Here is a 21,742-nt window from a genome sequence, read left to right as displayed (position 1 = left end):
GCCCCGACTTGTCGCATTTCGACAGACCGGTGCGGAGGAATGCGACATCCACCGCACGAGACGATTATTCGAACAACCGGTGGCCCGCGATCTCCATCGCCTTCAACGGCGCCAGCGGCGCGATCAGCCCTTCGGCGTCCTCGACCGCCGGCTTGATCCGGCCGTTGCGCGCCCGGATGTCCGACGGCGTCAGCCCGTGCAGCGCCTTGAAGTGGCGGGAGAAGTGGGCGCAGTCGGAGAACCCGGCTTCGAGTGCGATGTCGGTGACCGAGCGGTCGGTGTTGTCGAGCAGCCAGTGCGCGTACTTCAAACGGAGCGACCGGTAGAAGGCGGCCGGCCGCATGCCGAGCACCGTCTGGAACAGCCGCTCCAGCTGGCGCGTCGAGAGCTGCAGCCGCGTGGCGATGTCGGCGATCAGCAGCGGATCGGCCAGGTGCTGCTCCATGAGCAGCAGCGCGCGACGCACGCGCTCGTCGCCGATGGTGTCGGCGAGCGGCGGGTGCGGCTGTGCGGCGGTGCCGGGCCGGGCCTGCTCCAAGACCATGATCTGCCGGCTCTTCTGCGCCACCGCGCGGCCGAGCGAGCGCTCCACGATCCAGGTGGCGAGGTCGGCCACCGAGCCGCCGCCGGGGCAGGTGATGCGGTCGCCGTCCACCACGAACAGCCGGTCGGCCACCGGGTGGTGATGCGGAAACTCGTTGAGGAAGTCCTGGTAGTGGTACCAGTTCACGCAGCACCGCCGACCGGTCATCAGGCCGGCGCGGGCGAGCACGAACGAGCCCGTGCAGAGCCCGATCAGCGGCACCCCGGCCTTGGCGGTCTGGCGCAGGTAGTCGATCGTGGCGTCGTCCACCTGCCGGCCCGCGTGCAGCAGCCCGCCGACGACGGCCACGTAGTCGAACCGGTTCGGATCGACGAAGCCGGACGTGCGCGAGACGGTGACGCCGCAGGACGCCTTCACCGGATCCGGCCGCGAACCCATGATGGTCCACTGGCAGTTGATCGGCCGCGACAGGTCGCCCTCGTCGGCGGCGAGCCTGAGCTGATCGACGAACAGCGAGAAGGCGGAAAGCGTGAAGTTGTCGGCCAGGATGAAGCCGACGGAGAGCCGCGGCCGCTGCGCCGACCCGCCCTGGTCCTTCATGAGGGGGCGGTTGCGCCCCTCGCGCATGTGCATGAGCTCACCTCCCGATCCCTTCAGCCGCCCGACGTGCGCGTCCCCGTTCTGTTATGTGCGCATCGACAGGCCCGCTGGACAAGGGCCATGCGGCCAGGGCCGCGTTTCACTGGAAAAGCGCCAAGGCGCCTCACTTGAATTCGGTGCGGGCCTCCTCCAGGAAATCCGCCACATAGGGTCCGAAGGAGCGCCAGCATTCCAGCCGGAATGCGTCCTCGGCGGTGCGCCACAGCACCACCTCGGCCTTGGCGAGGATCGTCCGGGTGCACATGCCAACCGGGAAGGCCGCGAGCGACAGGTCCAGCGGGCAGCCGTGGTTGAGGATGTAGGAGGCCTTCGGGCCGCTCACCGTCAGCCCGACGTTGCGGTGCGACACGTCGACGAGCGCGTGCGGCACGCCAGCGAGCGCAGACGCGAGCGCCGCGCCGAGGCTTTCCGCCTCGTGTTCGGGCGCGATCACCAGCCACTCGTCGGGGCCGAGCCAGAGGGCGACCCTTTCGCCGCCGAGCGCGGCGCGGCAGACGTCGGTGGCCAGCGGAAAGCCCAGCGCCACTGCGGCCGTCTGCGGCACGGCGGCCCGGCCCCGCACCACGAAGCGGGCCGCGGGCGATGCCTCCGCAATCCGCACCGCCTTGTCGGCGGGGCTGGCGAAGGAGCGATCGGCGAAGGCGGTGATCCGCCGGGTCGGCACATCAAGCATCGAGGCGCGCTCCTTCCTTGTCGTAGAAGATCGGTTCCACCACGGTCGCCTCGATCACGCCATCCGGCATCGGCACGAAGAGCGACGAGCCGATCCGCGCCCGCCCGCCCTTCACCATCGCCATGGCGATGGAGCGACCAAGCGTCGGGCTCTGGTAGGACGAGGTGACGTGGCCGATCATCCGGGCCGGCATCTCCACATGAGCGTCGGCGACGATCTGCGCGCCTTCCTCCAGCGTGGTCTTCGGATCCTTGGTGAGAAGGCCGACCAGCTGCTTGCGGTCGGCGTTGGCCATCGAAGGACGGGCGAGGGCGCGCTTGCCGACGAAGTCGGGCTTCGTCTTGCCGATCGCCCAGCCGAGCCCGACGTCGTCCGGCGTCGCGGTTCCGTCCGTCTCCTGGCCGACGATGATGTAGCCCTTCTCGGCGCGTGCGACGTGCATCGCCTCCGTGCCGTAGGGCGTGATGCCGAACGGCTTGCCGGACGCGTGCACCGCCTCCCACACCGCGCGGCCGTAGTCGGCCGGCACGTTGATCTCGAAGCCGAGCTCGCCGGTGAAGGAAACGCGGAACAACCGGGCCGGCACGCCGCAGACCTTGCATTCACGCACGCTCATATGCGGGAAGGCGGCCGTGGAGAGATCCACCCCGTCGACGAGCGGCGCGATCACCTCGCGCGCCTTCGGGCCCTGGACGGCGATCACCGCCCATTGTTCGGTGATCGAGGTCAGCCACACGTCGAGGTGCGGGAACTCGGTCTGGAGATAGTCCTCCATATGGGCGAGCACCCGCGGCGCGCCGCCGGTGGTGGTCGTGACGTGAAAGCGATCGTCGGCGATACGCCCGATCACGCCATCGTCCATCACGAAGCCGTCCTCGCGCAGCATCACCCCGTAACGGCAGCGTCCGACGCCGAGCTTGGCCCAGGCGTTGGTGTACATGAGCTCCATGAACTTCGCCGCGTCCGGACCCACCACCTCGATCTTGCCGAGGGTCGACGCGTCGAACAGGCCGACGGAGGTGCGGATCGCCTTGACCTCCCGGTCGACCGCCGCGTGCATGTCCTCGCCCGCCTTCGGGAACCACCACGCGCGCTTCCACTGGCCGACCGGCTCGAATGTCGCGCCTTCGGCGACTGCCCAGTCGTGGGCGGGCGTCCGGCGGACAGGGTCGAACAGGTCGCCGCGGGAAGCGCCGGCGAAGGCGCCGAAGGTGACCGGGGTATAGGGCATGCGGAAGGTGGTGAGGCCGATCTGCGGGATCGGCGTTTTCAGGCTGTCCGACACGATGCCGAGCGCGTTCATGTTGCTCGTCTTGCCCTGGTCGGTCGCCATGCCGGTGGTGGTGTAGCGCTTGACGTGCTCGATCGAGCGCATGCCCTCGCGGGTGGCGAGCTTCAGGTCCTTGGCCGTGACGTCGTTCTGGAAATCGACGAAGGCTTTCACGGTCGCCGGGTTGCGGTCGTGCGGCACGGCGCCGAGATAGCCGCCGCTGGTGGCGGGGCTCCCTGTGACCATGAACCCACGCGACGGGCCGGGCATGCCCTTCGCCGCGCGTACGGCGTCCTCGCCGGCGGCGGTTCCGTCGGCGAGCACGGCCTGGAGGTCGTAGACGCCGCGACAGCCGCCGGCCGAACGCTCGCGCTCCGCCGAGGTGCCGGGCACATAGGCGCCGAGCGCCTCGTCCCACCGGAGCTTGCCGCGCGACTGGGAGAAGAGGTGCACCGTCGGCGTCCAGCCGCCCGACATCAGCACGAGGTCGCAGGCGAAGGGCTCCGGCGCCCCGGCGTTGCCATTGGCGTCGAGCCGCGCGACGTGCGCGGTCTTCACGCGCAGGCGTCCCCGCGTGCCGGTGACGACCGAGCCGGTTTCGACGCGGATGCCGGCGGCGCGGGCCTGGGCGACCAGAGCCCCTGTCGGATTGGCGCGCATGTCGGCGATGAGCGCGATCTCCACGCCCGCGGCCTTGAGGTCGAGCGCGGCCCGGTAGGCGCCGTCGTCGGCGGTCGCCACCACGGCGCGGCTGCCGGGCTTCGCCGCCCAGCGGTTGGCATAGGCGCGCGCCGCGTCGGCGAGCATCACGCCCGGACGGTCGTTCTCCGGAAACACCAGCGGCCGCTCGATCGCGCCGGTGGCGAGTACAACCTCGCCGGCGCGGACGTGCCACATCCGCTCGCGAGGGAGCTTCGGATCGGCGTGCGCGATGTGATCGGTGACGCGCTCGATCAGGCCGATCATGTTGTGCGGGGTGTAGCCGAACGCGGTCGTCCGCGTCAGGAGGGTGACGTTCGGCTGCCGCGCGAGGTCGGCAACCGCATCCGCCACGAACTGTGCCGGGGTCTTGCCGTCGATCGAGGAGGAAAGGTCGTGCAGCAGCGAGCCGCCGAACTCCGGCTGCTCGTCGCAGACGAGGACGCGGAGGCCCGACTTCGCGGCGGCGAGCGCGGCCGCAAGGCCCGCCGGTCCGGTGCCGATCACCAGGATGTCGGTGTGGTGGTAGACCTGCGTGTAGCGGGCCGAATCCGGATCCTTCGGCGGCCGTCCGAGCCCGGCCGCGGCGCGGATCTTCGGCTCGTAGACCGACTTCCAGAAGGACTTCGGCCACATGAAGGTCTTGTAGTAGAAGCCCGCCGGGATGAAGCGGCCGAGCAGCACGTCGTTGATGGCGCCGACGTCGAAGGAGAGCGACGGCCAGCGGTTCTGGCTTTCCGCCACCAGCCCGTCGTGCAGTTCGACGACGGGCGCGCGCAGGTTCGGCGTGTAGCGGTCGTCGCTGGCGCCGACGCCGACGAGCGCGTTCGGCTCGTCCGGTCCGGCGGTCAGGAAGCCGCGCGGGCGGTGATACTTGAACGAGCGGCCCATCAGGTGGACGCCGCTGGCGATCAGCGCGGACGCCAGCGTGTCGCCGGCAAAGCCCGGATAGCTCTTGCCGTCGAAGCTGAAGGAGAGCGGCTTCGACCGGTCGATCCGGCCGCCGGCGGGAAGACGGAACGGGGCGCTCATCGGGCCTGGTCCTTGAGGAGGGCGGCGACGTCGGGCTTGGGCTCGCCCGCCTTGTAGGTCGTCACGAAGAAGTCGGAGACGGTGTCGCGCACCGCGTTGAAGTACTTCCCGCAGCCGTGCGCATGGCGCCACCGCTCGAAATGGAGGCCCTTCGGGTTGGTGCGCATGTAGAGCCGGTCGGCGACCGTCTGGTCGTCCAGCGTCTCAGTGCCGGCCGGCCGGGCGACGTGCGCCTCGCCTCCGTAGCGGAACTCGATCTCCGGCCGCGGCCCGCAGATGGGGCAGTTGATGATCAGCATGGTTGCCCCCGTCAGTGCGCCACGGCCGCGGCGGCGGCCTCGTCGATGAGATAGCCGTCGCGGAAGCGGTCCAGCGTGAACGGCGCGTTGATCGGATGCGGCTCGTCACGGGCGATCGTGTGCGCGAAAACGTGGCCGGAGCCCGGCGTCGCCTTGAAGCCGCCCGTGCCCCAGCCGCAGTTGACGTAGAGTCCGGGCACGGCGGTCTTCGACAGGATCGGCGAGCGGTCCGGCGTCACGTCGACGATGCCGCCCCAGTTGCGCAGCATCCGCATGCGCCGGAACATCGGGAACAGCTCGCAGATGGCGTCGAGCGTGTGCTCGGTGATGTGCAGCGCGCCGCGCTGGGAATAGCTGGTGTAGGCGTCCGTGCCGGCGCCGATCACGAGCTCGCCCTTGTCGGACTGGGAAATGTAGGCGTGGATGGTGTTCGACATCACCACGCAAGGGAAGGCCGGCTTCACCGGCTCCGACACCAGCGCCTGCAGCGGATAGCTTTCCAACGGCATCCGGAGCCCGGCCATCGCCATCACAACGGAGGTGTGCCCGGCCGCGACGACACCGACCTTTTTCGTGCGCACGACGCCCTTGGTGGTCTCCACCGCCTCGACCGCGCCGGACGCGTCACGCCGGATCCCGGTGACCTCGCAGTTCTGGATGATGTCGACGCCGAGCGCGTCCGCCGCCCGGGCGTAGCCCCACGCAACCGCGTCGTGCCGCGCCGTGCCGCCACGCCGCTGCAGGGCCGCGCCCATGATGGGGTAGCGGATGTTCTGGCTGATGTTGAGCGGCGGGCAGAACTCCTTGGCCTGTTCCGGCGTCAGCCACTCGTTGTCGACCCCGTTCAGCCGGTTGGCGTGGATGTGCCGCTTGGCCGACTGCACGTCGTGCACCGTGTGGGCGAGCATCATCACGCCGCGTGCCGAGTACATGACGTTGTAGTTGATGTCCTGGGAGAGCGTGTCCCAGATCTTCAGCGCGTGGTCGTAGAGCGCCGCGCTCTCGTCGAAGAGGTAGTTGGAGCGGATGATGGTGGTGTTGCGGCCCGTGTTGCCGCCGCCGAGCCACCCCCGCTCGATCACCGCCACGTTGCGGACGCCGTGCTCCTTGGCGAGATAGTAGGCCGTCGCCAAGCCATGCCCGCCGGCGCCGATGATCACCGCGTCGTAGGCCGGCTTCAGCGCCGGCTGGCGCCACTGCCGTTCCCAGCCCTGGTGGCCCCCGAGGGCGCGTTTGAAGAGCTCAAAGGCGGAGTACTTCTGCATGGGCGCCACCGCGTGCTATCGATCCGGCGCAACTATCCTGGCAATCGTGCGCGACCGAAAGCACCGAGACGGCGATTGATTTGAACGTTTGCGACATGAATGTCGGAACCGTTCGAAATGCACCGCGGCCTCGCCGTCACCGCACGGTCCTGGGATGGACCTGCCACGACCCTTCCTGACGCGGATCCTTGCGAATGCCCTTTCTGACCTCGCCTCATGTCGCGCCCGTTCTCCTGCTGATCGCCTCCAATCTCTTCATGACGCTGGCCTGGTACGGCCACCTGAAGTTCACCGACAAGCCGCTCTGGGTGGTCGTGATCGCGTCCTGGATGATCGCCTTCGTCGAATACTGCCTCGCCGTCCCGGCCAACCGCATCGGCTACGGCACCTACTCGGCGGCCGAGCTGAAGACGATCCAGGAGGTGGTGACGCTGACGATCTTCGTGATCTTCTCGGTCGTCTACCTGAAGGAAGCCGTCACCTGGAACCACCTGATCGGCTTCGCCTTCATCGCCGTCGGCGCCGGCTTCATCTTCCGCGGCCCGATCGGCTCGTGAGTCGAAGGTGCGATCCGGCGGGTCTTCGTTGTCTCCAAGCGATCGACAAAGTCGTGGGTGGTCCGCCTTCGCGGACCATGACGGGTGAAGAGGATTCCGAGGACGGGCCTGCACGGGATTGATCCTTTTAGGCGACGCTTCTCGCCCCTCCCTGATCGAGGTCCGCGCCCGTAGTGGCGTTGGGTCGCGATCGAACGACGCTTCTTGCTTCAATCCGACCGCCGTCATGGTCCGCGAAGGCGGACCACCCACGCATTTTTTCCGTGACGACGCACCTTCGGCGGTGCTTGCCGGCCGGCATAGACAAAGTCGTGGGTGGTCCGCCTTCGCCGACCATGACGGTGGGATGGGGTGGTGGGTCCGGACGCGGAGGCGGGGCGCCGGTGCGTGATTGGCCCATGACCGCAGTAGGGGATCGCGCCATATCCCCCTTTATCCACGCCGATCCCACCCCATCTACCGCCGAAGGTTCCGTTCCGCCTCCGGTTCGGTTACCATAATGGTGGGGTGGCTCCTCCTATGTACGGGGTTCCGGGAGCTTTGATGCGGATGGGACGGGACTTCGGGGTGGCGCGGCCGCCCCGGCGAGCTGCGCGCGGCGGGGGGAGACCGGTCCTCGCAGTCAGCCTGGTGGCGTTGATCGCCGCCACGACCTTCGGGGCGGGACTCACTCCCGCCGCGGCCTTCGAGCTGTTCGGCTACACCTTCTTCGAGGACGAGAAGGAGCCGCTGCCCCCTGATTCGCAGCCCTATGCGGTCGAGGTCGAGGTTGCGACGCCCGACGAGGACGTCGAGGAGCGGATTCGCGCGTCCTCGCTGCTCTGGGCCGAGCGCGAGGAGGATCCGCCGCCCTCCACCGCTTCCTTCCTGTCCCGCACCCGCGCCGAGTATGGCCGCATCGTCGCCGGCCTCTACGCCGACGGATTCTACGGCGGCACGGTGCGCATCACCGTCGACGGCAAGGACCCGGAGACCATCGATCCCGACGCGGCTCTGCCCAAGCCCGTGCCGGTACGGATCGACGTCGACCCCGGCCCGCGATTCGCCTTCGGCGAGGTCGCGATCTCCGGCCGCGCGCCCGCGACTAGCGACCCCGACGATCAGGTGGAGGAAACGCCGGAAAGCTTCGGCCTCGTCCCGGGCGCTATCGCGAAATCCGGCATCGTCCTCAACTCCGAGCAGGCGCTGATCGAGGAATGGCGCCAGCAGGGCTATCCCAAGGCCGACATCGAGAGCCGCGACGCCGTCGCCGATCATCCCTCGTCCACCCTGGACGTGACGATCGCCGCCCGCTCCGGCCAGCGCGCCGCCTACGGCCCCGTGTCGGTCACCGGCACCGAGTACATGGACCCCGCCTTCGTCGCCTATATGACGGGGCTGGAACCCGGCGTCGAATACGACCCCGACGACATCGAGAAGGCCGAGAAGCAGCTACAGCGCCTCGGCGTCTTCGCCTCCAGCCGGGTGGTGGAAGCCGATACGGTCAACCCCGACGGAACGCTGCCGCTCACCGTCAACGTCGCCGAGCGGCCGCGCCGCGTGATCGGCGGCGGCGCGTCCTACTCCACCGTGGACGGTGCTGGCCTGGAAGCCTACTGGGAGCACCGCAACCTGTTCGGGCAGGCCGAAAAGCTGCGCCTGGAGGGCCGAGTCGGCGGCGTCGCTTCCACCGATCCGGCGGATTTCACCTATCACCTCGGCGCGACCTTCCTGAAGCCAGGCGTCCTCACGCCGCTGACGGATCTGACCGCCGAGATCTCCGCCCGCCGCGAACCGCTCGACACCTACACGGAGACCGCGGTGCGCGCCCGTGTCGGCCTCGCCCACGAGTTCTTCGAGGGCCTAAGCGGCACGGTGGCGCTGAATTTGGAAGCGTCGGAGATCGAGGACCCCTTCGGCACCAACCAGTTCCTCCTGCTCAGCCTGCCGTCCACGCTCACCTACGACGCGCGTGACGACGAGCTGAACCCGACGTCCGGCTATCGCACCACGCTCGGGCTGGAGCCCTTCTTCGACTTCAAGGGCGGCAACGGCGCCCTGGTCGCGGATCTGGAAGGCTCCACCTACCTGTCGCTCAGCGGCGACGACAGCTTCGTGCTCGCCGCCCGCGCGGCGGTGGGCACCATCGTCGGCGCCTCCCGCGACGAGATACCGGCGAGCCGGCTGTTCTTCGTCGGCGGCGGCGGCTCGGTCCGCGGCTACGGCTTCCGCAACGTCGGCCCGCGCATCGGCGACGAGGTGGTGGGCGGCCGCTCCTACGTGGAAGCCTCGCTGGAGGTGCGCGCCAAGGTGACCGACTCGATCGGCATCGTGCCCTTCGTCGACGTCGGCCAGTCGTTCCTGTCCAGCGTGCCGGACTTCTCCGAGGACCTGAAGATCGGCGCCGGCATCGGGCTGCGCTACGACACCGGTATCGGGCCCATCCGGGTTGACGCCGCCGTCCCGCTCAATCCGGGCGACGACGACCCCGCCTTCGCGCTCTACATCGGCCTCGGCCAGGCCTTCTGAAGGAGAGACCGATGACGAGTTTCGCCCGCATCGCGTCCATCCTGCTCGGCTTCGTCGTGCTGGTCGCCGGCGTCGTCCTGTTCGGCGCGGCGGATGCCCAGGAGGACGATTCGGAGGAGAAGGGCCGCTTCGTCAGCTTCGTGGAGGACAAGATCTCCACCCCTGACCGGCGGATCTCGATCGGCTCGATCGACGGCGTGCTGTCGTCCGACGTGCGCATCGCCTCGATCACGGTGTCCGACCGGCAGGGCGAGTATCTGCGCCTGGAGAACGTGCACCTTGTCTGGAGCCGCCTCGCCCTGCTGCGCGGCCGCCTGGACGTGGACCTCCTCGAAGCGGACAGGATCGTCTACAGCCGCAACCCGGTCGCAAGCGGCACGCCGGATCCCGCGGCCTCGAGCTTCGCCGTGCCCGAATTGCCGGTGGAGGTGCTGATCGACCGGCTGGCGGTTCCGGCGATCGAGCTTGGCGCCCCCGTGCTCGGTGCCCCCGCGACCCTGTCGGTCGACGGCAGCATCAACCTCACCGGCGGCGCGCTCGACAGCAACCTTGCGATCGTGCGCACCGACGGCCCCGGCGGCCGCTTCGCCATCAAGGTCGCCTACGCCAACGAGACCGAGCAGCTCGACCTCGACCTGTCGCTGGAGGAGGCCCAGAACGGTGTCGTCTCCAACCTTCTCGGCATCCCGGACCGGCCGGCGCTCGGCTTCCGCATCGCCGGATCCGGTCCGGTCTCCAACTTCGCCGCCGACATTGCGCTCGCCGCCAACGGGGCGCAGCTCGTCTCCGGCCGCGCCACCATCGCGGCCGTGGAGGGCGGCTACCGCTTCATCACCGACGTCAACGGCAACCTGCAGCCGCTCGTGCCGGCCGCCTACGCCGACTACGTCGCGGGATCCTCTCGCCTGGCGATCGACGCGACGCGGGCGGAAGCCGGCGGCGTGACGTTGTCGCGCCTCGACCTTTCCTCCGGCGTGCTGACGCTGGCCGTCAACGGCGCGCTCGCGCCCGACGGCTTCCCGACCCGCATCTCCGTCGACGGTCGCGTCGGCAAGAACGGCGAAGGCGCCGTGGTCATCCCCGGCAATGCGGCCGGATCGATCGGCGGCGGCACCTTCCAGGTCTCTTTCGGCGGCGAGGAGGAAAGCTGGACCGCGGTGTTCGACGTGGAGGACTTCCGCACCGAGACGCTGAACGCCGGCCGCGCCCGGATAGAGGCCGGCGGCATTGCCGCCAACCTCCAGGATCCCGCCGCCCGCAGCCTCACCTTCGACCTTTCCGGCGACCTCAGCGGCATCACCGCGCCCGACGCCGCGCTCGCCCGCGCCGTCAGTGATGCGGTGACCCTCGCCGCCACCGGCCGCTGGACCGCGGGCGAGGACGTCGCCGTGGAGCGTGCCTTCGTGCGCAATGCCAACGCCGCGCTCAACTTCTCCGGCGTGATCGGCGCCGACGTGAACGGCCGCACCCGCCTCAATGCGGCGAGCCTGGAGCCCTTCTCCGGGCTGGCCGGCCGAACGCTCGCAGGCGCGCTCGACGTCGCCCTCGACGGCCGCTTCGCCCTGATCGGCGGCGCGTTCGACCTCGTCGCCGACGGCACGGCGACCGACGTTTCCGCCGGCATCCCAGCGCTGGACCCGCTCCTGAAGGGAGAGACCCGCCTGACCGGCCGTGTTCTGCGGGACACCGAGGGCCTTCGCTTCGACGCGCTCGACCTTGTCAACGCGCAGGCCGAGGTGCGCCTCGACGGCATGTACGATCTCGCCCGGGCGGACCTTTCCGTGATCGCGCGACTCGCCGACCTCGCGCTCGTCACGCCGCGCGCCAAGGGACCAGTGAACTTCGATGCACGGCTCACCGGCAACGGCGAGACGCCCGACGTGACTGCCGCGATCCGCGCCGACGCGCTCGACCTCTCCGGCAAGCCGCTCCGCAATGCAGAGGCGCGGTTTGTCGGCCGGGTGGCCGGGGCGGACGTCGACGGCGACGTCACGGTCGCCGGTAGCCTCGCCGACGTGGCGCTGAACCTTGCGGCCGCCATCGCCACCGACCCGGACGGCACGCGGCGGCTCGACAACCTCGTCGCGACCGCCGGCGAGACCCGCGCCACCGGCTCGCTCGCCACGGCGCCCGACGGTCTGACAACGGGCAACGTCAGGCTGACGTCGCCCGACATTTCCGTGATCGCGCCGCTGTTCCTGGTCGACGGCTCCGGCGCCGTCGACGCCGACATCACGCTGCGCCCCGAGAACGGCGAGCAGAGCGCAACGGTCAAGGCGACCGCCCGTGATCTCCAGGTCGCCGCCGTCCGCATCGGCACCGCGGCGATCGACGCCGTCGCCTCCGACCTGCTCGGACGGCCGGTGTTCGGCGGCGAGGCGCAGGCCGCGCAAGTGGTGGTCGCCGGCGTCACCGTGGAGACCCTGCGCGCCACCGCGACGCCGAACGGGGATGCCTTCGACGTCGATGCGGCGGCCTCGGTCTCCGGCGGGTCGGTCACGGTCACCGGTACCGTCGGCGACGCGCTGCAGCTTGCCGCCGAGATCTCCGGCCTGCCGGCCGCCATCGCCAACGGCTTCGTCGCCGATCTCGGTGCTGCCGGAACCATTTCCGGTCGCGCCGACGTGTCGGGCACCTTCGCCGCGCCGGTGGTCGACTTCCGCGCCAACGGCACAGGCCTGACCGCCAACGCCCTCCGCACCGCCGGCCTGTCGCCGCTGGCGCTGGAGAGCAGCGGCCGCTTCGCCGACAACGCGGTGACCTTCGAGGCGACCGTTTCCGGTGCCGAGGGCCTGTCGCTGCGCGCGAGCGGCCGGGCGCCGCTGGCTGGCGTTGTTCTCGACGTGGCCGTCACGGGCTCGGCGCCGCTCTCCGTCGCCAACAGCGCGCTCGCCGAACGAGGCGCACGCGTCGCCGGCACGGCCCAGATCGAAGCCCGCGTCACCGGCAGCGTCCAGGCGCCGGCCGTGGCCGGGTCGGCGACCGTCGACGGCGCGACGCTGAACGACCCGGAGACCGGCAACCGCCTGACCGGCATCGGCCTCACGCTCCGCTTCGACGGGACCACGGCGACGGTGGAACGACTGGTCGCCTCCACACCGCGTGGCGGCTCGCTGTCTGGCCGCGGCACGATCGGGCTCACGGGCGACCGGCCGGTCGACGTGTCCGTGAACCTCGCCCGGGCCGCCTTCGCCAGCGGCGACCTCGCCCGCGGCGAGGTGAGCGGCACCGTGACCGCCACCGGCGCCCTCGCCGGAACCGTCACCCTCGGCGGCCGGCTGGTCGTCGACCGCGTCGAGATCACCGTGCCGGAGCGCCTGTCGAGCAACGCGACGCTGCTCGATGTCCGACACCGCCTGCCGCCCGTCAACGTGCGGCGGACGCTGGAACGGGCGCGCATCGCGGTCAGCGGTGGCCGGGGAGGGGCTGCACCCGCGGAGGCCGGCGGCATCGTGTTCGACCTGCAGATCGACGCGCCCGCCCGCATCTTCGTGCGCGGACGGGGGCTGGACGCCGAACTCGGCGGCAGCGTCCGCCTCACCGGTCCGATCAGCGCCGTTCAGCCGGTCGGCAGCTTCGAGATGCGCCGCGGCCGGCTCGACATCATCGGCCAGCGCATCACCTTCGATCGCGGCACGATCACCCTGGTCGGCAACCTCAATCCGCTGATCGACTTCTCCGCGACCTCGTCCAACAACGGCATCTCGGTCACCGCGTCCGTGACGGGATCGGTCTCCGACCCGACCATCGTGCTTTCCTCCTCGCCGCAGCTGCCGCAGGACGAGATCCTCGCCCAGTTCCTGTTCGGCCGCTCGATCACCGAGCTCTCGCCGTTCCAGATCGCCCGGCTCGCGGCGGCGGTGGCGCAGTTCTCCGGCGGCGGCGGCGGGCCGGATCTGCTCGGCCGGCTGCGCAACTCCACCGGTCTCGACAACCTCGACATCGTCACGGACAGCTCCGGCAACGCCGCCGTGGAGGCCGGCCGCTACATCTCCGAGAACGTCTATCTCGGCGTCACCGCCGGCGGCAGCGGCCAGAGCCGCGTCTCGGTCAATCTCGACATCACCGACAACCTGAAGGCCCGCGCCGAAGTGGGCACCGACGCCGGTACCCGGGCGGGCATCTACTACGAGAAGGAATATTGACGGTGCGGCGGATTTCCCCGCTCCACCGTTAACCTTCCGTCGCCGGGCGCCCTATATACTGGTCTCCCGAAGGCGACCGAGGTTGGTTCCAGTTGAGCGCGCTTCCTTTCCGCCCCCGCGAGGGGCGTCACGTCCACCTGCATGATCTGCGCATCTTCCGCGGCGTCGAGGCCTGGGTCTTCGACCTCGACAACACGCTGTATCCCGCGCACACCAACCTCTTCGCGCAGGTCGACGTCCGCATCCGCGACTACGTCGCCCGCCTGCTCGGCATCGCGCCGGAAGAGGCGAACACCGTCCAGAAGGACTACTACCAGCGCTACGGCACCACGTTGCGTGGCCTGATGGTGGAGAAGGGCATCGCGCCCGACGACTTCCTGGAGTACGTCCACGACATCGACCACTCGGTGATCGCGCCCGATCCGGGGCTCGGCGAGGCGCTCGCCCGTCTCCCGGGTCGTCGCTTCATCTTCACCAACGGCTCCCGCAGCCATGCCGAGCGCACGGCCGCCCAACTCGGCGTCGACGGCCACTTCGAGGACATCTTCGACATCGTCTCCGCCGGCCTGATGCCGAAGCCCAACCGCGAGACCTACGACATGTTCATCCGCCAGACCGGCGTCTCGCCGGCACGCGCGGCCATGTTCGAGGACCTCTCCCGCAACCTCGCCGTCCCGCACGCCCTCGGCATGCGCACCGTCCTGGTGGTGCCGCAGGGCACCCGAGAGGTTTTCCGCGAGGCCTGGGAACTGGAGGGCGACGACGCCCCCCACGTCGAGTTTGTCACCGACGACCTCACCGGCTTCGTCAACGCCGTCGCTGGCGCATTGGCGGACTGAGTGACGGGGTGTCTTCTCCCCACGTTGCGTCGGCGGTGAAGTTTCACTAGGGTCCCGCGACTTCCGAACCGCGGGACCGACACGATGACCACCGACGCCTTGACGCGCCACGCCGACCTTGCCGCCACGCTCGACGCCGCCTGGGAGGACCGGGCTTCGATCACCTTCGACACGCACGGCCCGGTGCGCGATGCGGTGGAGAAGGCGCTGGCGCTGCTGGACGAGGGCAAGGCGCGGGTCGCCGAGAAGATCGGCGACGACTGGCACGTCAACCAGTTCCTCAAGAAGGCGGTGCTGCTCTCCTTCCGCCTCAACGACATGGCGGTGATTCCCGGCGGGCCGGGGCAGGCGACCTGGTGGGACAAGGTTCCCTCCAAGTTCGACGGATGGGGCGAGGACGAGTTCCGCGCGGCCGGCTTCCGCGCCGTGCCCGGCGCCATCGTTCGCCGCTCGGCCTACATCGCCCCGCGGGCGGTGCTGATGCCCTCCTTCGTCAACCTCGGCGCCTACGTCGACACCGACACCATGGTCGACACCTGGGTGACGGTGGGCTCCTGCGCCCAGATCGGCAAGAACGTGCACCTCTCCGGCGGCGTCGGCATCGGCGGCGTGCTGGAGCCGATGCAGGCGGGGCCTACCATCATCGAGGACGACTGCTTCATCGGCGCCCGGTCCGAGGTTGTCGAGGGCGTGGTGGTCGGCCGTGGCTCGGTCATCTCGATGGGCGTCTTCATCGGATCCTCCACCAAGATCATCGACCGGGCGACCGGCGAGACCTTCTACGGCAAGGTGCCGCCCTATTCGGTGGTGGTCTCCGGCTCGCTGCCCGGCAAGCCGCTGCCGAACGGCGAGCCCGGCCCGAGCCTCTACTGCGCCGTGATCGTCAAGCGGGTGGACGAGAAGACCCGCTCCAAGACGTCCATCAACGAACTGCTACGCGACTAAAACTCAACTGGAGGCGGATTCGTCAACCGGCGGTCAACTCTGCCGGTTGAATGTTGCGCCGCGAAGTTGCGCGTTATCGATCTGTTTCGCCGCCGGAGGGCACAACTCCAGGGTCTATTCCCGGGGGGCATGAACCCGATGAGCTTGGCGTCCATTTTCTTCAGCTGGAGAGGCCGCATCGGCCGGGCCGTCTACTGGCTGTGCAGCATACCCTTGTTTCTGGTCGGCACCGGCGCGGTGGCCGCAATCGTCATCGACCTTCAGGACGACGACCTGCGCACGTCGACGGTGGTCCTGGCCGGCTTTCTCCTGCTGGTGAACGTCTATTGCTCCTTCGCCATCCAGGCCAAGCGCTGGCATGACCGGGACAAGTCGGCGCTGTGGATCCTGATGAACTTCGTGCCCTACGTCGGCAGCCTCTGGGTGTTCGTCGAATGCGGCTTCCTGCGCGGCACCGACGGACCCAACCGCTTCGACCTCGACCCCAGCGAGCGGCGCGAGGTCGATGCCCTCGTCCGCGAGGAGGTGACGGCGCGCATCATACGCAAGAGCGCGGAGGAGTATCAGTCACGCCCGGCCCCCGTGCCGGTGGCAGAGGGTTGGTCCAAGCCGGCGGGCTGGCAGCCGGGCGCGCGCCCGACCTTCGGCAAGCGCGGGCTCTGAGGCCGGCTGCGGCGCCGGGCTTCCCCCGCCGCCGCTTGCAACCTTCGGCCATGCTGATCCACGACAATTGACCCCCGTCGTCCGGGCTCCTACACCGGACGGCATGAACACCGTTCACGACCCCGTCGTCATCGCCCGCGATCTGATCCGCTGCCCCTCCGTGACGCCGGAGGAGGGCGGCGCGCTCGCGTTCCTGGAGCGCCTCCTGGCCCCGGCCGGCTTCGCGATCGAGCGGCCGGTGTTTGCGGAGCCGGGCACGCCCGACGTGGAGAACCTGTTCGCGGCGATCGGCACCGGCGATCGGCACCTGGTCTTCGCCGGCCACACCGACGTCGTGCCGCCCGGCGACCCGGCCCGCTGGTCGCACGCACCCTTCGAGGGCGCGATCGAGGACGGCGTGCTCTACGGCCGCGGCGCGGTCGACATGAAGGGCGGCATCGCCGCCTTCGCCGCCGCGGCGCTGGACTTCATCGCCGACCGCGGCCCCGACTTCGGCGGCCGTATCTCCCTTCTGATCACCGGCGACGAGGAAGGGCCGTCGATCAACGGCACCGTCAAGCTGCTCGCCTGGGCGGCCGAACGCGGCGAGCGCTTCGCCGCTTCCATCGTCGGCGAGCCGACCAATCCGGCGGCGCTCGGCGACGCCATCAAGGTGGGACGCCGCGGCTCGCTGTCCGGCACGCTGACGGTGCGCGGCATACAAGGCCACGTCGCCTATCCGCATCTGGCCGATAATCCGGTGCGCGCGCTGCCTGCCTTCATCGCCGCGCTGTGCGATCCCCCGCTCGACGAGGGAACGGCCCGCTTCGAGCCCTCCAACCTGGAGATCGCTTCGGTGGAGACCGGCAACCGGGCCTTCAACGTGATCCCCGCCGAGGTGCGTCTCGCCTTCAACGTTCGCTTCAACGACCTCTGGACCGCCGAAACCCTGAAGGCCGAGATCGCCGATCGTGCCGCCCGCGCTGCCGCGGACACGCCGCTCCGCCGGCCGGGCACGGGTCCAGCGGCGTTCGATCTTGCCTTCGAGCCGGTGGTGTCGGACGTCTTCCTGACCCACGCCGCCGACTTGATCGACGGCCTCTCCGACGCCGTCGAGGCGGTGGTTGGCCGCCGGCCGGAACTCTCCACCGGCGGCGGCACTTCCGACGCGCGCTTCGTGAAGAACTATTGCCCCGTGGTCGAGTTCGGGCTTGTGGGACGCACGATGCACCAGATCGACGAGCGCGTGGACACCGCTGACCTGGTCACGCTTTCCCGCATCTATCGCCTCTTTCTCGAGCGCTATTTCGCGACGGGTTCCTAGATGTTCTCGACCGATGAGATTTCCCGCTCCACGGGAGCCGCCTGGGCCCTGTTCAAGGGCGACCCGCAGGGGCTTCGCCAGTTGGACCTATCCTTCAGCGGCTTCTGGCGGTCCTTCGGGGTGATCGTCCTGATCCTGCCGGCATTCGGCATCGCGCTCGCCGCCGAGCGCCAGCACATTCTGGCCGCGACCCCGGTCGACGCGGAAACCTTTCCCGCCTCCGCCTTCCTCGTCGCCAGCCTCGTCACCCTTATCCTGGACTGGTTGGACTACCCGATCCTGCTGGCTCTGCTCGCCCGCCCGCTGGGGCTCCAGCGCACCTACGTGCCTTTGATCGTCGCCCTCAATTGGGCGCAGCTTCTCGCCGTTCTGCCGATCGTCGCGCCGAGCCTGCTCTATCTGCTCGGCATCATCGGCTACGAGGCCGAGGAGATCCTGATGCTGATCGGCTTCGGCGTCGTCCTGCGCTACCAGTTTGTGATCACGCGCATCGCAACCGGCGCGCCGGTCGGCTTCGTGGCCGGGCTCGTCGTGCTGGACCTGGTATCCGGAATGCTGGTGCGGGTCCTGGTGCAGGCGGTCGTCGGCATCTGACCCGATGACCCCGAGGCTCAGCGTTGCTCCGTTTGCCAGCGCGGATGCATCCACGGCTCGTGGTTGGCGCGCGGAAGCGGCTGCTTGCCGAGGATGTGGTCGGACATCTTCTCGCCGACCATGATCGAAGGGCCGTTGAGGTTCCCGTTGGTGACCTGCGGGAAGATCGAAGAATCCGCCACCCTGAGACCCTCGACGCCGATCACCCGGCCGACCGGATCGACCACCGCGTGACGGTCGTCGGCCGCGCCCATCCGGCAGGTGCCGCAGGGATGGTAGGCGCTCTCCACGTGATCGCGCACGAAGGCGTCGAGCGCCTCGTCGGAAGTAGCGTTCGGACCGGGCGCGATCTCTTCGCCGCGATAGGGATCGAAGGCGGGCTGCGCGAAGACCTCGCGGGCCAGGCGGATGGCGGTGCGGAAATCGCGCCAGTCGTCCTCGTGCGACATGTAGTTGAAGCGGATCTTCGGCGCGACGCGCGGATCGTGGCTCTTCAGCGTGACCTCGCCGCGCGACGGCGAGCGCATCGGCCCGACGTGGACCTGGAAGCCGTGGCCCGGGGCAGGGGCCTTGCCGTCGTAGCGGATTGCTGCGGGCAGGAAGTGGAACTGGATGTCGGGATAGTCCACCCCGGCCTTGGAGCGCACGAAGGCGCAGGCCTCGAAGTGGTTGGTGGCGCCGAGGCCCGAGCGGAACAGCAGCCACTCCAGGCCGATCCGCCCCTTGGCGATGAGGCTGAGATGGCCGTTGAGGGTGATCGGCTGCTTCGAGGCCTGCTGGACGTAGACCTCCAGGTGGTCCTGCAGGTTCTTGCCGACGCCCGGCCGGTCGGCGATCACGGTGATCCCGTGCCGCTTCAGCTCCTCGGCGGGCCCGACGCCCGAAAGGAGCAGCAGCTTCGGCGAGTTGAACGGGGAGGCGGAGACGATTACCTCGCGCCGCGCCCGGACGATCTCGATCCGGCCGCCGCGCTCGATCTCCACGCCGACCGCGCGCTTGCCCTCGAACACGATCCTGCGCGCGAGCGTGCGTTTGGAGAGCTCCAGATTTTCGCGGTTCAGCGCCGGCTTCAGGTAGGCATCGGCCGCCGACCAGCGCTTGCCCTTCCAGACGGTCATCTCGAACGGGCCGAAGCCCTCCTGCATGCGGCCGTTGTAGTCGGTGGTGATCCCGAAGCCGGCCTCCCGCCCCGCCTCGATGAAGGCCTTGTAGAGCGGGTTGCTGCGCTTGCCGCGCGTGACGTGCAGCGGACCCTTGGTGCCGCGCCAGCCCTCGTCGCCGCCGTCGTGGGCGTTCTCCAGACGCATGAAATAGGGGAGCACGTCGGCAAACCCCCAGCCGCGCGCACCCATCTCCTCCCAAGTGTCGAAGTCGCGGGCGTGTCCGCGCACGAACACCATTCCATTGATCGACGACGATCCGCCGATCACCTTGCCGCGTGGGCTGGCGAGCGACCGGCCGCCCAGCGCCGGCTCCGGCTCGGCGCGGAAGCCCCAGTCGTAGAGGCCCATGTTCATGGGGTAGGAGAGCGCCGCCGGCATCTGGATGAACGGGCCGAAATCGCTTCCGCCGAACTCCAGGACGAGCACGGTGTTCTTGCCGTCCTCCGACAGGCGGGAGGCGAGCGCGCTCCCGGCCGACCCGGACCCCACGATGATGAAATCGGCTTCACGCATGTCGCTGCACCACCTGTCTGACGTATCCCTTGACCAGCCGCACCGCCTCGCTCGACGGCACGTCCACCGCCGGCAGCGCTGCGCGCAGCCAGAGCCCGTCGATCATTGCCGCCGCCCCACGCGCCGTTTCCCGCGCGACCGTCGGTGGCACCAGCTCGCCGAGCGCGTGCACCAGATTGGACTCCAGCCGCCGCAGGTAGATCTTCAGCAGCCGCGCCGCCTCGCCGTCGTGCTGCGCCTGGACGTAGAAGGCGAGCCACGCCGAGATGGTGGCCGGCTGGAACTGCGCGGCGGCGAAGTTGCCCTCGATGATCGCCTCGATGCGGGCCATCGGCCCCTTCGCCGCAGCGAGCCGCGCGCGGAACTCCTCGCCGAGCTCGTCCAGCAGGTGGCGCATGGTGGCGATGAGGAGATCGTCCTTGGAGCCGAAGTAATGGTGGGCCAGCGCCGAGGACACGCCCGCCCGCTTGGCGATGTCGCCCATCGTGATGCCGCCCATCCCGCGGTCGTGGATGGCCTCGATCGCCGCCGAGATCAGCGCGCGCTTGCGAACCGGCTCCATTCCGACCTTGGGCATGGTTTCACTCCACCCGGGCGCCGGGTTGCTGAACGTTTCCGTCACGGACTTGATCCGAAGGCGACAAACCTTCCTGGGAACATCCCGGACCGTATTTTTGATTGATCCATCAATCAAGAAAAACTTGCGAAGCCGCCGAACCGATGCTTGGATGGGGTCCGTGAAAACCCGCAGGGACGGTTGCCTCGACACCGGGGTGGCTGGAACGGGGCCCGATCTGCGAACCGGAATGCCGGCGCGACGGGACATCCACACCGTCCGGCGGCAAACGCCGGAACTGGCCAGGGGGCCGACACCGTCGCGTTTGCGCCCGCACAAGGATAGTCTGGCGCAACACCCGGTGAGGGGAACCGAACGCATGGCTTGTCCGCGGTCCGGGCAGGCGCAGTGCGCGATCGAGATGGACAGGGAGTATTCGATGAAGACCAAGCTTGTAGCCGCGCTCTGCGCAGCCACCGCGATCATGGCCACGCCGACGTGGGCCGCCGACCCGGAAGCCTGCCACACCGTCCGCTTCGCCGACGTCGGCTGGACCGACATCACCGCCACCACCGGCGCCGCCTCGGTCGTGCTCTCCGCGCTCGGCTACACGCCCGACGTCAAGGTGCTCTCCGTCCCGGTCACCTACACCTCGCTCGCCAACAAGGATATCGACGTCTTCCTCGGCAACTGGATGCCGACCATGGAGGCCGACCTCGCGCCCTACCGCGACAAGGGCGACGTAGAAGTGCTGGGAGCCAACCTGGAAGGCGCCAAGTACACGCTGGCCGTTCCCAAGTACGCCTTTGACGCCGGGCTGAAGTCCTTCCAGGACATCGCCAAGTTCAAGGACCAGCTGGCCGGCAAGATCTACGGCATCGAGCCCGGCAACGACGGCAACCGCCTGATCCTCGGCATGATCGAGGCCAAGCAGTTCGGCCTCGACGGCTTCGAGGTGGTGGAAAGCTCCGAGCAGGGAATGCTGGCGCAGGTCGCCCGCGCGGTGAAGGCCGAGGAGCCGGTCGTCTTCCTCGGCTGGGCGCCGCACCCGATGAACTCCAACTTCCAGCTGGAGTACCTTGCCGGCGGCGATGACGTGTTCGGCCCCAACTTCGGCGGCGCAACCGTCTTCACCAACGTCCGCAAGGGCTACGTCGCCGAGTGCCCGAACGTCGGCAAGTTCATTTCGCAGCTGAAGTTCTCGCTGCCGATGGAGAACGAGATCATGGGCAAGATCCTCGACGATGGCGAGAGCCCCGAGGATGCCGCCACCACCTGGCTCAAGGCCAACATGGACGTGCTCGACGGCTGGCTTGCCGACGTGACGACCGTCGACGGCAAGGACGGCCTTGCCGCGGTCAAGGAAAAGCTCGGCTCCTGACGCCGCCAGCGGGCCGGCGGTGACGTCGGCCCTCCCGCCTGGAACAGGCTTCGGCGGCCCCCCCCCCCGGCGCCGCCCCCCACCCCCCCCCCCCGCCACCCCAGCCCCCTCCCGCCCCCAGGCCCCCCCGCCG

The 21,742-nt window shown here is 69.3% G+C and carries 16 protein-coding genes; 9 read left to right on the top strand and 7 right to left on the bottom strand.

Annotated elements, in window-relative coordinates; all coding sequences use genetic code 11:
• Positions 1-64 precede the first annotated feature (64 nt).
• From HZ321_RS02345 to HZ321_RS02325, 5 genes are all read right to left on the bottom strand, one after another.
• Positions 65-1,177 carry a GlxA family transcriptional regulator gene (locus tag HZ321_RS02345; protein WP_244635534.1) on the bottom strand — a complete coding sequence of 371 codons (1,113 nt, stop codon included), beginning with the start codon at positions 1,175-1,177 and terminating at the stop codon, positions 65-67.
• Between the two features lie 130 nt (positions 1,178-1,307).
• Positions 1,308-1,877, bottom strand: a complete 570-nt coding sequence (locus HZ321_RS02340; protein ID WP_181699820.1) for a sarcosine oxidase subunit gamma — start codon at positions 1,875-1,877, stop codon at positions 1,308-1,310.
• Positions 1,870-4,878: a sarcosine oxidase subunit alpha gene (locus HZ321_RS02335; protein WP_181699818.1), complete on the bottom strand. Its 3,009-nt coding sequence runs from the start codon at positions 4,876-4,878 to the stop codon at positions 1,870-1,872. The genes HZ321_RS02340 and HZ321_RS02335 overlap by 8 nt, the downstream gene beginning before the upstream one ends.
• Positions 4,875-5,177 (bottom strand): sarcosine oxidase subunit delta, encoded by a 303-nt coding sequence (locus HZ321_RS02330; RefSeq protein ID WP_181699816.1) that lies wholly within the window; start codon positions 5,175-5,177, stop codon positions 4,875-4,877. Before HZ321_RS02330 ends, HZ321_RS02335 begins: the two co-directional genes overlap by 4 nt.
• Positions 5,178-5,188: 11 nt before the next feature.
• Positions 5,189-6,442 (bottom strand): sarcosine oxidase subunit beta family protein, encoded by a 1,254-nt coding sequence (locus HZ321_RS02325; protein ID WP_181699815.1) that lies wholly within the window; start codon positions 6,440-6,442, stop codon positions 5,189-5,191.
• 194 nt (positions 6,443-6,636) lie between these two features.
• Here HZ321_RS02325 and HZ321_RS02320 point away from each other — a divergent pair, with 194 nt between their 5' ends.
• The 8 genes from HZ321_RS02320 to HZ321_RS02285 all read left to right on the top strand — a co-directional run bounded on the left by HZ321_RS02320 (position 6,637) and on the right by HZ321_RS02285 (position 17,996).
• The gene (locus HZ321_RS02320; protein WP_181699813.1) at positions 6,637-6,999 is read left to right on the top strand and encodes a DMT family protein; all 363 of its coding nucleotides are present in this window, start codon (positions 6,637-6,639) and stop codon (positions 6,997-6,999) included.
• Positions 7,000-7,542: 543 nt separating this feature from the next.
• Positions 7,543-9,507, top strand: a complete 1,965-nt coding sequence (locus HZ321_RS02315; RefSeq protein WP_181699811.1) for an autotransporter assembly complex protein TamA — start codon at positions 7,543-7,545, stop codon at positions 9,505-9,507.
• Between the two features lie 11 nt (positions 9,508-9,518).
• Positions 9,519-13,652, top strand: coding sequence for a translocation/assembly module TamB domain-containing protein (locus HZ321_RS02310; RefSeq protein ID WP_181699810.1), 4,134 nt, complete (start codon positions 9,519-9,521; stop codon positions 13,650-13,652).
• 92 nt (positions 13,653-13,744) lie between these two features.
• Entirely contained in the window at positions 13,745-14,491 is a 747-nt protein-coding gene (locus tag HZ321_RS02305) for a pyrimidine 5'-nucleotidase (RefSeq protein ID WP_181699808.1), read from the top strand.
• A gap of 84 nt (positions 14,492-14,575) precedes the next feature.
• The gene (dapD, locus tag HZ321_RS02300; protein WP_181699806.1) at positions 14,576-15,436 is read left to right on the top strand and encodes a 2,3,4,5-tetrahydropyridine-2,6-dicarboxylate N-succinyltransferase; all 861 of its coding nucleotides are present in this window, start codon (positions 14,576-14,578) and stop codon (positions 15,434-15,436) included.
• A gap of 144 nt (positions 15,437-15,580) precedes the next feature.
• A complete protein-coding gene (locus tag HZ321_RS02295) occupies positions 15,581-16,099 on the top strand; it encodes a DUF805 domain-containing protein (protein ID WP_181699804.1) in 519 nt (172 codons plus the stop codon).
• A 103-nt stretch (positions 16,100-16,202) separates the two neighbouring features.
• Positions 16,203-17,402: a succinyl-diaminopimelate desuccinylase gene (gene dapE, locus HZ321_RS02290; RefSeq protein ID WP_181699802.1), complete on the top strand. Its 1,200-nt coding sequence runs from the start codon at positions 16,203-16,205 to the stop codon at positions 17,400-17,402.
• Positions 17,403-17,996: a hypothetical protein gene (locus tag HZ321_RS02285; protein WP_181699800.1), complete on the top strand. Its 594-nt coding sequence runs from the start codon at positions 17,403-17,405 to the stop codon at positions 17,994-17,996.
• Between the two features lie 17 nt (positions 17,997-18,013).
• Here HZ321_RS02285 and betA read toward each other — a convergent pair whose 3' ends face one another.
• The gene (gene betA / locus HZ321_RS02280; protein ID WP_181699798.1) at positions 18,014-19,672 is read right to left on the bottom strand and encodes a choline dehydrogenase; all 1,659 of its coding nucleotides are present in this window, start codon (positions 19,670-19,672) and stop codon (positions 18,014-18,016) included.
• Positions 19,665-20,249 carry a transcriptional regulator BetI gene (betI, locus tag HZ321_RS02275; protein ID WP_181699796.1) on the bottom strand — a complete coding sequence of 195 codons (585 nt, stop codon included), beginning with the start codon at positions 20,247-20,249 and terminating at the stop codon, positions 19,665-19,667. Before betI ends, betA begins: the two co-directional genes overlap by 8 nt.
• A 400-nt stretch (positions 20,250-20,649) precedes the next feature.
• Here betI and HZ321_RS02270 point away from each other — a divergent pair, with 400 nt between their 5' ends.
• The gene (locus tag HZ321_RS02270; RefSeq protein ID WP_181701708.1) at positions 20,650-21,609 is read left to right on the top strand and encodes a choline ABC transporter substrate-binding protein; all 960 of its coding nucleotides are present in this window, start codon (positions 20,650-20,652) and stop codon (positions 21,607-21,609) included.
• The last annotated feature ends 133 nt before the right edge of the window (positions 21,610-21,742 follow it).

The organism is Chthonobacter albigriseus, from assembly GCF_013839445.1.
GTDB classification, from domain to species: Bacteria; Pseudomonadota; Alphaproteobacteria; order Rhizobiales; family Pleomorphomonadaceae; genus Chthonobacter; species Chthonobacter albigriseus.
This window is presented reverse-complemented; position numbering and strand designations above follow the sequence as displayed.

Bases quoted from the DNA above. Each gene is read 5' to 3' on its own strand.
- dapE (WP_181699802.1), top strand. From the start codon at position 16,203: ATGAACACCGTTCACGACCCCGTCGTCATCGCCCGCGATCTGATCCGC.
- dapD (WP_181699806.1), top strand. From the start codon at position 14,576: ATGACCACCGACGCCTTGACGCGCCACGCCGACCTTGCCGCCACGCTC.
- HZ321_RS02325 (WP_181699815.1), bottom strand. From the start codon at position 6,442: ATGCAGAAGTACTCCGCCTTTGAGCTCTTCAAACGCGCCCTCGGGGGC.
- betA (WP_181699798.1), bottom strand. From the start codon at position 19,672: ATGCGTGAAGCCGATTTCATCATCGTGGGGTCCGGGTCGGCCGGGAGC.
- HZ321_RS02340 (WP_181699820.1), bottom strand. From the start codon at position 1,877: ATGCTTGATGTGCCGACCCGGCGGATCACCGCCTTCGCCGATCGCTCC.
- HZ321_RS02285 (WP_181699800.1), top strand. From the start codon at position 17,403: ATGTTCTCGACCGATGAGATTTCCCGCTCCACGGGAGCCGCCTGGGCC.
- HZ321_RS02335 (WP_181699818.1), bottom strand. From the start codon at position 4,878: ATGAGCGCCCCGTTCCGTCTTCCCGCCGGCGGCCGGATCGACCGGTCG.
- HZ321_RS02310 (WP_181699810.1), top strand. From the start codon at position 9,519: ATGACGAGTTTCGCCCGCATCGCGTCCATCCTGCTCGGCTTCGTCGTG.
- HZ321_RS02345 (WP_244635534.1), bottom strand. From the start codon at position 1,177: ATGCACATGCGCGAGGGGCGCAACCGCCCCCTCATGAAGGACCAGGGC.
- HZ321_RS02270 (WP_181701708.1), top strand. From the start codon at position 20,650: ATGGACAGGGAGTATTCGATGAAGACCAAGCTTGTAGCCGCGCTCTGC.
- HZ321_RS02315 (WP_181699811.1), top strand. From the start codon at position 7,543: ATGCGGATGGGACGGGACTTCGGGGTGGCGCGGCCGCCCCGGCGAGCT.
- HZ321_RS02320 (WP_181699813.1), top strand. From the start codon at position 6,637: ATGCCCTTTCTGACCTCGCCTCATGTCGCGCCCGTTCTCCTGCTGATC.
- betI (WP_181699796.1), bottom strand. From the start codon at position 20,249: ATGCCCAAGGTCGGAATGGAGCCGGTTCGCAAGCGCGCGCTGATCTCG.
- HZ321_RS02330 (WP_181699816.1), bottom strand. From the start codon at position 5,177: ATGCTGATCATCAACTGCCCCATCTGCGGGCCGCGGCCGGAGATCGAG.